Raw genomic sequence first — 11846 nt, 5'->3', positions numbered from 1 at the left:
ATCCTGTCTAAAAAGTCCGTTTTCTCTTTTTCTCTTTCGTTTTTCCGAGCCGTTATTATACTGATTAACGATAGAATTGAAAGCATAAGGAGAATAATATGCCTACCGTTAAAGATATCATTGTTAAAAAGCCCTCGGCGACCGAAGAAGCAACCTGCAAGGCTTGGCCTATCTGGAAGTGCGGGCCGAGCACGTTCAAATGGGAATACACGGAAAAAGAGACCTGCCTTATTCTTCAAGGCAGGGCAACGATAACAGACGGCACAAATTCGGTAAGTTTTGGCCCCGGCGACTTTGTCGTTTTCCCCGATGGCCTCGAATGCACCTGGACCATAACTGAAGCAGTGTCAAAACACTACAACTTCGGATAAGCATTAGGCCGAAGGCGGAAGGGGTTAAATAACTTTTTCCATTTTGTAGTCGTCCATTGCAAAGCCATCCCCGATGTCGGTAACGAGAGAATTCGTGATAACAAACCCGAGTTTTTTGTAAGCGTTAATCGAACTGGCATTATTCTTATTTACCGTAAGGATTACTTTAGAAAAGCCGTTGTTTTTTGCGAGTGTTTCAATAAATTCCAGGGCACCTCTGCCGTAACCTTTGCGGCGGTTTTTAGCGGTGACATATAATTTGCTTAAGAATAATTCCTTCAGATGGGGAACAATTGCAAAGTATCCCACCCGATTGCCATTTTTATCTTCAAGTAAATAATAAAGGCAGCCTTGTTTTTCTATTTGATTTAAAAGGGCCTGGCGCGATTGAAACTTTTCGAGCATATACTCTACTTGGGGACTGCCTATGAGGGGAACAAAATACTCGCGCCAGATACTATGCGCAAGGGCTTCAACGACGGAAACAAGGTTATCATTCGAGACTTTGACTATTTTTGGTGTTTCCACGGCTCTGGTTTATTTGTTTTTTTGATAATATTTATCGATGGTTTGTCTGATTTCTCTCAACCAGTTTTTTCTCTGCTGCGCGGAACTGGTAACTATGACGCCGAAAGTTCTTCGGTAGAAATCTGGTATTCCGCATAAGTTGAAAATACAATTCTTCCACAGGGTTTGTAGAGGGTCGCCAAAGACTTTCTTTTCTCTTCCAGTTTCGGTATTGGAAGTATTGAATACAATCGCTGATTTTGCCTTTAACAAGCCGACAGGCACGCCTTCGCCTTTGTCGCCTTCGCGGAATTCGTAGGCGACACCGGGGCGAATGACCCTGTCTACCCAACCTTTTAAAATGGCTGGTGGCTGGCCCCACCAATTGGGATGAATGATGATAATGCCATCGGCTTGGGAGATTTCCTTACAGTGCTTTTCAATCTTAGCCGGCAGGGGAGTATCTTTGGGGAATTCTTCAAATGGTAATACCGGGTCGAAATTTTCCTTGTATAAATCGTGGAAATAAACCTTGTGGCCATTTTCATTGAGCGTTTCAACAACAGCGGCTGCTATAGCGTGGTTGAAACTTTCCTTATTAGGGTGAGCAAGTATAACTGATATTTTCGTCACGGCAGTATTTCCTTAACGTTTTTGCTGTTTCTGCCAGTATAAGAAGTTCTTGCCGGGCGGTCAATCAGTCGCTGGCGGGTTTACCGTTCCTTGGTTTTTCAGTCAAGGTTATTTACAATTCGTGATTTACTGTTACAATAGGGGGCGTAGATTAGGTGATTTGGGTTGGTTAATATGAGGTAGATAAATATGGCGGAAGAAAATATAACACATAATACAGAGTGCAAAAGCGAATCGCACGATAAGCACTTGTGCTACATTGTTTCCCAGGGGTTTCATCTCAGCGATGCGGAAGAATACAATGCCATTGTCAAAGACCCGAAGTTTAAATGTCGGCATTGCGGACGCGTAGCTCATAGTGCGAATAATTTGTGCGAGCCGGCTGGATTGTAATGCCGGACGACTTGGCTACGCCGGGGCAAGCGGAGGACGGCAGAGGGCGGATAAAATTGTGATTTTTATGCAATAAATGGGGGTAGCGGTGCGTCTATAATATGATTAAACCTTGATTTATAGGGTGATTTTTTGATATAATACGGCAATAGAGCTTTTTTTCGCTTCAAAACAGGGGAAAGATGGGAAAACTTGCCCAAAAATAGGAGCGGGGTTGCTAAAAGGCCGATGAAAAGACATTAGCGGCCATGGCATCAGTTGCGAGTATTGCCTGCAGGAAATTGATAATGGAAAATAATTCCGGTTCAGTTACAGAAAAAAGGCGTTTTTTACAGCCTAAGATTTTGGCTTTGGCGGGGGCGGTCGTGATTCTGCTGATAGTAGTTGCGGTTGTAGCTTTTAATCATTCCGGCTCGAAGACTATTTTGGCAGGAGATATGCCAACTTTTGCAGTCAAGCAGGGGCCATTGAGGATAAGTGCAACCGAATCTGGGACGATACAGGCGCGTGAGCAAATAATTCTCAAGTGCGAGGTCGAAGGGAAAACCACAATTCTTACTTTAGTGGAGGAAGGGACGCGCGTGAAGAAGGGTGACCTGCTGGTTGAATTAGACTCGAGTGCGTTGTTAGATGAAAGAGTTGACCATGAAATTCGAGTCCAGAACACCGAGGCAGCTTTTGTCGGGGCGCGTGAGAATTTGGCTGTGGCGGAAAACCAGGCGAAGAGCGACATTGATAAGGCGGCGCTGGCGTTTGATTTCGCCAAACAGGATTTGAGAAAGTATGTTGAAGGTGAATATCTGAATCAGCGCAAGGAGATGGAGTCGGAGATTACATTAGCGAAGGAAGAGCTTCAGACGGCGGAGGAGAAGTTAAAATGGTCACAGAAACTTAAAGAGAAGGAATATATTTCACAAACAGAATTACAAATTGACGAGCTGTCTGCGCACAAGGGCGAATTGAACCTTGAGCTGGCAGAAAACAATTTGCGTTTGCTGGAGGATTTTACCCATCCGAGGAACCTGGCGAAACTTGAAAGCGACGTTAACCAGGCGGAGATGGCTTTGGAGCGAACAAGCCGCAAGGCCAAAGCAGATGTTGTTCAGGCCGAAGCTGACCTTAAGGCAAAAGAGTCTGAATTCCAGCGGCAGAAAGACAAACTGAAGAAGAACGAGGAGCAGATAGCCAAGACGAAGATATACGCACCAGCCGACGGATTGGTGATTTATGCGACCAGCGCCAAGACGCAGGGCTGGCGAGGCAATCAAGAGCCGCTGATTGAAGGTCGGGAGGTTCGTGAACAGGAAGAACTTATTTATCTGCCGACGGCAACAGCGGTGAAGGCGGTGGTAAAAGTCCATGAAACCAGTCTGCAGAAGGTCAAGCCTGGTTTGCCTGTAGTGGTTACGGTGGATGCTTTGCCTGGGAAGACATTTACCGGCCGAGTTGAGAAGATAGCGCCATTGCCAGATGGTCAAATGATTTGGATGAACCCTGACCTGAAGGTCTATAATACTGAGGTTTATCTTGATGGCGAAGGGGATTATCTTCGGACGGGAATGAGCTGCAAGGCGGAAATAATTATAGAAGAGTATGACGATGTAATGTACATACCTGTTCAGGCGGTCCTTCGTGTCGGCGGGGAGCCGACCGTTTATGTGCAGAAAGGCGGGGAATTTGAGCCTCGCAAGATTAAAATTGGATTAGATAACAACCGGATGATGAGAATCCTTGAAGGTTTAAAGGAGGGTGAGGTTGTGCTGCTGACGCCGCCTTTGGCCCCATCTACTGTTGAGCAAGGTGGAGATAGGGCCGGCGAAACGCCTGCCGCAGAAGTTGGCACAGAACAGAGGGCGCGGACGACCGGAGGGGAAGGCGTGAAAGAGGCGGGGATAGAGAAAGTTGAGCAGAAAAGTCCGAAGCTGGAGGGGGAGCCATCGCCCGAGCAGCGGCAGAAGATGCGAGAGAAGTTTGAGAATATGTCCGACGAAGAGAAGGAAAATATGCGTAAACAACGGGAGGGACGTCGCCAAAAGCAATCCGGGGAAGGCGAATGATAAGTCAGGCGCAGTCTAATTCTGATAATCAGATAATCAAGCTGGAAGATGCCCGGAAGATTTATCAGATGGGCAGCAGCGAAGTAAAGGCCCTTGCTGGTGTGACGCTGTCGTTCAAGAGAGGCAGTTTCTGGGCTATAATGGGGCCGAGCGGCTCAGGCAAAAGCACGATGATGAACATACTTGGCTGCTTAGACCGTTTAAGCTCGGGTCGATATATCCTCGAAGGACATGACGTAAGCACTCTTGAAGATGATTCGCTCAGCGAGATGCGGCTTCGGCATCTTGGCTTTATTTTTCAGAGTTTCAATCTCATACCGCAGCTGTCGGTGCAGAGAAATATCGAGCTTCCCCTTTATTATTTGGGATGGGAGGCACACCACAGCGCCGAGCGAGCGAGAGAACTTGCCGGGAAAGTCGGGCTGGGAGAACGGCTGAATCATCGTCCTTCGGAGCTATCGGGCGGTCAGATGCAGCGGGTAGCGGTAGCGAGGGCTCTGGCGAACGACCCACAGATTATTTTTGCGGATGAACCAACAGGCAATCTTGATACGGCGACCGGAAAAGAGATTCTTGCGCTGCTGACCGAGCTTAATGAGCAGGGCAAGACGATAATTATGGTTACGCATGAGGCGGATGTTGCTGCATACTCAAGGCAGCGGCTTCATATGCTGGATGGTGTGGTAGACCGCATCGAGGGGGAAGAGCAATGAGACAAATCAAGCTTGTCCGTAACATTCTGCTTGGTATGGAAGACCTGCTTTTACACAAGCTGCGTGCTTTTCTTACGACGCTGGGGATTGTATTCGGGGTCGGCAGCGTGGTGGCGATGCTTTCGGTAGGAGAAGGCGCGAGCAAAGAAGCTATGGATCGGATTCGCAAACTTGGCAGCAATAATATAATTATCAGTTCAGTTAAATCGGTAGAAGAAGAATCGACGAGTACGACACATTCCCATTTGGCCATTTATGGGTTGACATATGAAGATTATGCGAGGGTAACAGAAACTTTTAAGGTCATAAGAAAAACGGCACCAGTGAAGCTGATACGCAAGGAAGGCCGTTTGGGCGAGAGGACGCTGGAGCTGCGTGTAGTAGGAACATCACCGGTGTGGTTCGACTTGGTGCAGAGACCTATTGTGGCAGGGCGGGTGCTGATAGCTTCCGACGATAATGAGCGAGCTCCGGCTGCGGTCCTGACGGAACATGGCGCCAGAAAACTTCTGGCTGCTGAAAATACAATCGGTCAATCTCTTAAGATAGGCGGTGACCGGTTTGAAGTCGTCGGGATTGTCAAAAGCGAAAGCGGACAGGCCGGCAATATTCAGATACCCGACCAGGAAGTTGACGTTTATATTCCCATCGATGTTGCGCGTACATATTTCGGTGACATAACAGCGAGAATGACATCCGGCACATTCGAACGGGAATTGGTTGAGCTGCATCAGATGATTGTGCAGGTCGATTCGATTGAGGATGTCGAGCCTACCTCAAAAGGGATAGAGGATATGCTGAGCCGTTTCCACAAGAAGAAAGATTATATGGTAAGCGTGCCGTTGGCATTGCTGCGTGAGGCGGAAGCAACCAAGCGCAGGTTTAATATTGTGCTGGGTTCGATAGCCGGCATTAGTCTGCTGGTTGGCGGGATAGGGATTATGAATATTATGCTGGCCTCGGTAACCGAGCGCACGCGGGAGATAGGTATCCGGCGGGCCATCGGCGCCAAGAGGAGACAGATTATCAGCCAGTTTCTGATAGAGACGGTCGTGCTTTCGATAATCGGGGGCCTTATCGGTATCGGACTCGGGGTGCTGGTGCCGTTTTTGATAACATATTTTTCCGATATGCCGACGGTCATTACGGTGGGAAGCATCGTGCTGCCATTGGTGATTAGTTTCGCTGTCGGGATTATCTTCGGTTTGTATCCTGCGGTGCGGGCCGCTAAAGTTGACCCCATAGTCGCACTTCGGCACGAATAGCGAGCGTGCTTTGCATTGTGTTTTTCGCCTTCGTTAAATTTATCTTGGCCTTTTTCCCTGAATTGGTATAATAACACTATCTTGCTACGGAAGGGGCAGAAATTAGCGTTTTTCAGGCGTTTCAGATGGGTAAAAAGGCACTTAAAACAGATTTTGCTCAGGAAAAGTTCGAGGAAATCGAGCGGATTTTTCGCATGCATTTCCAGCTCGGTCTCGAAACGGCGGACATAGACGGCAAAGAGATAAAAAAGATGTGCAGCGAAGACTGCTATCCGGAATTTTGCCAGGTCGTCCGCGGCAGCGCAGCCGGCGCAAGGAGATGCAGTAAGGAGCGAAGGCAGAGCCTGAAGATTGCGATTGAGACGGGGCAATCTTATATTTCGCTTTGTCACGCGGGTATAGTTCTGGTCTGTGTGCCGGTTATGGATAAAGACAAAGCTTTGGGCGGGATGTTTTTCGGCAAATGCCTCTGGGAGCCGGTAACGCCTACGCTGGTCGAGGACATCAAGAAACGGCTGAAAGGAATTCGTGTTGACAGCAAGAAGCTGACGGCGGCGATAAAAGCCCTGCCTGTTATACAGGGGACACAAATCCACAGGGAAGCGGAGTTTTTGTTCGACCTGCTGTATGAAATCGGCGGGTTCGACCCGCGCGTTGTGCGATGGAGGCAGCAGCGGTCGGAGCAGCAATCCAAAATCGGCGAATTCATACAGGAAAAAAAGAGGATTGGGGCAACGTGGGAATATCCGCTGGAGAGCGAGCGCGAGCTGATGGGCAAGGTTAAAATCGGCGACAGGACGGGCGCAAAGGAGATTCTCAATTCCATATTCGGGACGATATTGTTTCATAATCCCGGCGACATCGGTGTTCTTAAGGCGAGACTGCTGGAACTGCTGAGCATCCTGAGCCGGTCGGCTGTTGAAGGCGGGGTTGGCATCGACGTTATGCTTCAAAAGAACCTGACGTATGTCAATAAGGTTATGCAAATCAACGAGCAGGGCGATTTGTGCGCGTGGATAAGCACCGCACTGAACGAGTTTATCGAGCTGGTGTATTCGTCGCAGGACGCCAAAAAGGTAACGCAAATCAGGCCCGCGATAAACTATATCGACGCCAATTACGATAAGCCGATAGGACTTGCCGATGTCGCCAAGGCTTCGCATATGAGCGTTTCGCGCCTCGCGCACGTATTCAAAGAACAGATGGGGATTACGCTCATAGATTACCTGACCAGCGTCCGGATAGAGCGGGCGAAGCAACTGCTGCTGGCGACGACGCAAAACTGCACGGAAATCTGCTTCCAGGCGGGCTTTAATAATCAAAGTTATTTCACGCGAACATTCAAACGGCTGGTAGGCGCGACGCCGAGACAGTTCAGGGTCAAGAACCTGCGAAGAGAGAAGATGTCGATACCGCTTTAAAATTGGCTTTGTTTGGGTTTGTTTTTGATAGTTCATTGTTCGTGGTTCGTAGTTGTTAGTCATTGTTATTGCTAAAGTTATACTCATTTTGGGGGTTTTGGAAATTGGGTTTGTTTTGCATAATTTATTCATTTTGATTGATTTTTCCGCTATAAACAGAAAATCTCCGCTGCCGAAATTTCAGCCACAGAGAAAGAAGAGAAGTAAATTATAAACAATATTAATTGATTATTTGTAACCACTCATTAGTAATTCCTTTCAAAATAGACTGTTTCTCTACTGTTGGAGAAACTTGCGCGATTGATGCGAAAAAATTAATTGTCGCTTGTCGCTCGTCTCTCGTAACTCGATGTGAGAGAAGGAGTAAAAAATTTTTAGAAAAATGGGTTTTAGGTACACAACTACCTGCGCTTTTGATTGAAGTTTTATCAAAACCTACGGCGGCACAAGCAGGTGCTATAACTCTCTCGCATTAAGCTACGGCCAAGGGGGTGTCGCCAAACGCATGCTGGCGAGGCAGTCGCAATTGACAATTAAATCTTTTGCCAATTGCTTCGGGGTTCTCGATGTTTGGAAAATTGGCGATAAGACTCAGATTTTGAGCTAATCTCTCTTATTCTTGGGTTTAGAGTCAGCTATGAAGACTATAATCAACCAAGGAAGGCCAATAACAGAGAGAACCGTACCTGGATCAAGTAGGATTAATAAGAACAAGTAAGGGCTCATCTTTAACGGGAGAAGGAAAAAGCCAAGGGTAAAACAGATGGGGCCTATGAAATAAATGAGTGAATGATGAACCTCAACCTTTTTAAAACGCTTCCAATAGTAATCAATGATAAGAGACCAGTTGCCTATTGCGACTAGCGCAAAGAGCAAAAAAGATACTATGCTGATGACATGCCTAAGATTGTTCATAAGCAGATAACATAATAATATATAAAACTATTTACAGATTTTATGCCGGTGTTCGTGTAAGAGCAACAAGAAATTAGTCGCTGGTCGATTTGCGAGGCGTGGGAGAAACAACCCCCGTTATTAAAATGCCGGGGCTAAGCGAAATCCTTGACATTGGGGGTTTTCGGGCATAGTATTTAGGTTATGGTGAAACGTATAGCGATTCTGGGTTCGACGGGTTCGATAGGCAAAAACGCGCTTCGAGTAATTGATTCGTTGGGGGCAGGTTATGAGGTTGTAGCACTATCCGCACACAGCCGAGTGGAACTGCTGGCTGAACAAGTCAGAAGGTATAAGCCAAAGTTTGCGGCGATTACGAACGCTGATTTTGCGGATGAGCTTCGGGGGCTGGTCAGCGATTTGGAAGTTGACCCCGCCCTTCAGAAGGGCGGGGTTGAGGTTTTAGCTGGGCCGGAAGGGCTGGCGGAGATAGCGCAGCTTGAGGAAGTTGATATTGTTCTAACGGCGGTTGTCGGGGCGGCGGGTCTGCCTGCGGTGCTTTCGGCGGCAAAGGCGGGCAAGACGCTCGCAATCGCCAATAAAGAGCCGTTGGTTATCGCAGGCGAACTGCTTATGCAGACTGTAAAGGCGAGCGGGGGGCTTATTTTGCCTGTCGATAGCGAACATTCGGCGATTTTCCAGGCGATGCAGGCGGGCAAGCACGGAGAGGTAAGTAAAATCATTTTGACGTCTTCGGGCGGGCCGTTCAGGAAGAGCAGCCCCGAGGAAATCGAAAATGTAACGCTGGAGCAGGCGCTTTCGCATCCTGTCTGGGACATGGGGCCGAAAATCACCGTTGACTCGGCGACTATGATGAACAAGGCGCTCGAGGTCATCGAGGCGCACTGGCTTTTCGATATGCCGGTCGATAAGATAGAAGTTTTGATTCATCCGGAGTCGATAGTTCATTCGCTCGTTGAATTTGTGGACGGCTCAATGATGGCGCAGTTAGGCAAGCCCGATATGTGTCTTCCGATTCAGTATGCTTTGACGTACCCGGCGCGAGTAGCTGGGATTGCAGAGCATCTGCAGCTTGACGAATTGGGCAGGCTTACATTCGAGAAGCCGAATATGGAGACGTTTAGAGCGCTGTCTCTGGGTTTCGAGGTTGCGCGAACGGGCGGGACGGCGGCGGTTGTTTTTAACGCTGCGAATGAGGCAGCGGTGGGGGAGTTCCTCGCGGGCAGAATTAAATTTGCCCGTATAGTCGAGCTTATCGAGCATTGCCTGAATAAACACGATGTTAAGAGACGGGTGTCGCTCGAAGAACTTTTTGAGGCGGACAGCTGGGCGAGAAAAGAAGTCGAACGAAGAGCACAGGAACATAAGAGCGTAATTAGTTAAAGGGTTGTTTGATGTCTAAAGCTAAGGGAGCAATTGAGCAGTATATTTACGCGGTTTTGTGGGTTGCTGTTTTTGCCGCGGTTATTAATTTTGCAGTCCGAAACATCGGTGTTTTCGGCAATGTACTTTTAGTTGCGCTTGGTTTTGGCGCATTTGTTCTGGTCCACGAATTCGGGCATTTTCTTTTAGCCAAGCTCTGCGGGATAAAGGTAGAAGCCTTTTCAATCGGTTTTCCGCCTACGTTGGTTGGCATTTTGCGAACCGAGAAGGGCATGCGTATCCGCATTCTGCCGCAGTTTTTTCCCAAAGGAGACGGCTCTGACGACGGCAGGTTAAGTTTTACCGTAGGCAAGAAAGAGCACCAGCCGGGCGAGACCGAATATCGCATCGGAGCTATTCCGTTCGGCGGTTTTGTCAAGATGCTCGGTCAGGAAGACGTCGGCCAGATAAAAGAATGCGATGACCCGCGTTCGTTTGCCAATAAGCCGGTCAGCGCCCGTATGGCTGTTATAGCGGCAGGGGTGGTTTTTAACGCTATCAGCGCACTTATCGTATTTATGGTTGTTTTTCTGATTGGCATAAACCGGGTGCCTGCGGTAGTCGGCGGCGTGGTGCCGGGGTCGCCTGCGGCCCAAGCGGGACTAACGGCAGGTGACGAGGTAATTGAGATAGCAGGCAGAAACAAAAACCTCGATTATTATGATATCGCGGTAGAGGCGGCTTTGTCGGGCAAGGAGAAAAAGGTCGCGTTAAAAGTCAGGCACGAAGACGGCAGTATCGGAGATTATACACTTGTGGCTGAAAAGGAGCCCGGGGATGAAATGAAAAAGTTCGGCATCGTTCTGCCGCAGAGTCTGATTGTCGCAAAGATTTCCGACGCCAATGACGTTAATGAACTGTTCGAAAGGACGGGGCTGCGTCCGGGCGACCGGATTGTATCTGTTGACGGCAGGAGTGTGCAGAACTACTGGGAGTTTGAAAAAACAGCTCAAGATTCCATAGCACCGGCGGCGACGGTTAAGGCAGAGCGCATCTGGGCGGGCGGCGAGAGCGGAGAGGTTGAAGCAAAAATTAAACTGAGTTTGATTGCGGCAGACATAAAAAATGAGGCTGAATCCGAAACCGGCAATATATGTTCGATGGTTCCGCGTATGCGATTGGAAGATGTTTCGAAAGAACCGCCGCCAACTGCAAAAAAGCTCAAGGCGCTGTTCGGCAGCAAGGAGGAACGGAAGGAAATCGGGACTAAGGAGGAACTGCAAAGCGGCGATATTGTTCTTGCGGCGGGGGAGGTTGAAAATCCAACTTATAAAGAGCTTCGCGATGTCACCACAAAGTACGAAGACAAGGAAATGCCGATAAAGGTATTGCGTAAAGTTGACGGGACGGAAAATGAGCTTACCGTTACGGTTACGCCGAAACGTTCGAAGAAAGACGGGCCTGTGTTAATTGGCGTTGGAACAGTGTTTGATGCTGAGCATCCGGTAGTCGCCAAGACTATTTCCACCAAAGATTATCCCGAACTGGACATTCCTCGCGGCGCGGTGATAACCGCCGTTGACAAGGTCAAGGTTTCAAGCTTTTACGATGTAGTCCGTGAAATAAGACAGAAAGCCGGCAAGCGCATCGAGATAGCTTATCGTGCAGGTGAAAAGGAAACCGGCAGCGTTAAATTGGATGTTAAGGCGGATGAGAATTTTGCGGCTGTCAAATCGGTTTTCGCTGATTTGGTTCCGTTCAAGCCGTTAGAGAGACTTTACAAGGCAAGCGGTCCGGTCGAGGCAATCGGTATTGGATACAGGAAGACCGTTATGTTTATCGCCCAGGCGTACATAACGCTGAAAGGTCTTGTGGGCGGACTTGTCAGCCCGAAGAGTCTTATGGGGCCTGTCGGCATCATCAGCCTGAGTTACAAAATCGTCGCTGAACGGCCGTTGATAGATTATGCCTACTTTCTTGGTTTGATAAGCGCATCTATCGCGGTGTTTAATATTTTGCCTCTGCTGCCTTTTGACGGAGGCTTTATTGTGTTTTTGCTGATTGAGAAAATCAAAGGAACTCCTGTCAGTGTGCGTGTTCAGGAGAAAATCGCTTCTGTCGGCTGGATGCTTGTGATTGCACTTATTCTTTACGTGACGTTTAATGATATTATCAGGAGCTTTTTCAGCTAGGAGTTTATAACAAAACT

General features: G+C 48.3%; 10 protein-coding genes. 8 read left to right on the top strand and 2 right to left on the bottom strand.

Translation table 11 applies throughout. The features are described 5' to 3' along the window. Positions 1–98 precede the first annotated feature (98 nt). Positions 99–371 (top strand): cupin domain-containing protein, encoded by a 273-nt coding sequence (locus PHG53_07905; protein MDD5381542.1) that lies wholly within the window; start codon positions 99–101, stop codon positions 369–371. Between the two features lie 24 nt (positions 372–395). On the opposite strand, the gene PHG53_07900 is transcribed toward PHG53_07905, so the two are convergent. Together PHG53_07900 and PHG53_07895 are read right to left on the bottom strand one after the other, a co-directional pair. Further along, the gene (locus PHG53_07900; GenBank protein ID MDD5381541.1) at positions 396–899 is read right to left on the bottom strand and encodes a GNAT family N-acetyltransferase; all 504 of its coding nucleotides are present in this window, start codon (positions 897–899) and stop codon (positions 396–398) included. Positions 900–908: 9 nt separating this feature from the next. Continuing rightward, on the bottom strand, positions 909–1511 hold the full coding sequence (locus PHG53_07895; protein MDD5381540.1) for an NAD(P)H-dependent oxidoreductase: 603 nt from the start codon (positions 1509–1511) through the stop codon (positions 909–911). A 189-nt stretch (positions 1512–1700) separates the two neighbouring features. Here PHG53_07895 and PHG53_07890 point away from each other — a divergent pair, with 189 nt between their 5' ends. The 7 genes from PHG53_07890 to PHG53_07860 all read left to right on the top strand — a co-directional run bounded on the left by PHG53_07890 (position 1701) and on the right by PHG53_07860 (position 11829). Then, positions 1701–1904, top strand: coding sequence for a hypothetical protein (locus tag PHG53_07890; GenBank protein MDD5381539.1), 204 nt, complete (start codon positions 1701–1703; stop codon positions 1902–1904). Positions 1905–2191: 287 nt separating this feature from the next. Continuing rightward, positions 2192–3961, top strand: coding sequence for an efflux RND transporter periplasmic adaptor subunit (locus PHG53_07885; protein ID MDD5381538.1), 1770 nt, complete (start codon positions 2192–2194; stop codon positions 3959–3961). After that, complete coding sequence (locus PHG53_07880; GenBank protein ID MDD5381537.1) at positions 3958–4674, top strand: ABC transporter ATP-binding protein; 717 nt, start codon at positions 3958–3960, stop codon at positions 4672–4674. The genes PHG53_07885 and PHG53_07880 overlap by 4 nt, the downstream gene beginning before the upstream one ends. After that, positions 4671–5939, top strand: coding sequence for an ABC transporter permease (locus PHG53_07875; GenBank protein MDD5381536.1), 1269 nt, complete (start codon positions 4671–4673; stop codon positions 5937–5939). Before PHG53_07880 ends, PHG53_07875 begins: the two co-directional genes overlap by 4 nt. Before the next feature lie 125 nt (positions 5940–6064). Then, positions 6065–7360 (top strand): PocR ligand-binding domain-containing protein, encoded by a 1296-nt coding sequence (locus PHG53_07870; GenBank protein MDD5381535.1) that lies wholly within the window; start codon positions 6065–6067, stop codon positions 7358–7360. Positions 7361–8458: 1098 nt separating this feature from the next. Further along, positions 8459–9658 carry a 1-deoxy-D-xylulose-5-phosphate reductoisomerase gene (locus tag PHG53_07865; protein ID MDD5381534.1) on the top strand — a complete coding sequence of 400 codons (1200 nt, stop codon included), beginning with the start codon at positions 8459–8461 and terminating at the stop codon, positions 9656–9658. A gap of 11 nt (positions 9659–9669) precedes the next feature. Next, positions 9670–11829 (top strand): site-2 protease family protein, encoded by a 2160-nt coding sequence (locus tag PHG53_07860; protein MDD5381533.1) that lies wholly within the window; start codon positions 9670–9672, stop codon positions 11827–11829. The last annotated feature ends 17 nt before the right edge of the window (positions 11830–11846 follow it).

This window comes from Phycisphaerae bacterium (assembly GCA_028714855.1).
Taxonomy (GTDB): Bacteria; Planctomycetota; Phycisphaerae; order Sedimentisphaerales; family Anaerobacaceae; genus CAIYOL01.
The sequence above is the reverse complement of the archived record's forward strand: the minus strand, read 5'-3'. Positions and strand labels throughout refer to the sequence as shown.

Excerpts from the sequence above, each read along its gene's own strand:
- PHG53_07905 (MDD5381542.1), top strand. The coding sequence starts at position 99 with ATGCCTACCGTTAAAGATATCATTGTTAAAAAGCCCTCGGCGACCGAA.
- PHG53_07890 (MDD5381539.1), top strand. The coding sequence starts at position 1,701 with ATGGCGGAAGAAAATATAACACATAATACAGAGTGCAAAAGCGAATCG.
- PHG53_07885 (MDD5381538.1), top strand. The coding sequence starts at position 2,192 with ATGGAAAATAATTCCGGTTCAGTTACAGAAAAAAGGCGTTTTTTACAG.
- PHG53_07880 (MDD5381537.1), top strand. The coding sequence starts at position 3,958 with ATGATAAGTCAGGCGCAGTCTAATTCTGATAATCAGATAATCAAGCTG.
- PHG53_07875 (MDD5381536.1), top strand. The coding sequence starts at position 4,671 with ATGAGACAAATCAAGCTTGTCCGTAACATTCTGCTTGGTATGGAAGAC.
- PHG53_07870 (MDD5381535.1), top strand. The coding sequence starts at position 6,065 with ATGGGTAAAAAGGCACTTAAAACAGATTTTGCTCAGGAAAAGTTCGAG.
- PHG53_07865 (MDD5381534.1), top strand. The coding sequence starts at position 8,459 with ATGGTGAAACGTATAGCGATTCTGGGTTCGACGGGTTCGATAGGCAAA.
- PHG53_07860 (MDD5381533.1), top strand. The coding sequence starts at position 9,670 with ATGTCTAAAGCTAAGGGAGCAATTGAGCAGTATATTTACGCGGTTTTG.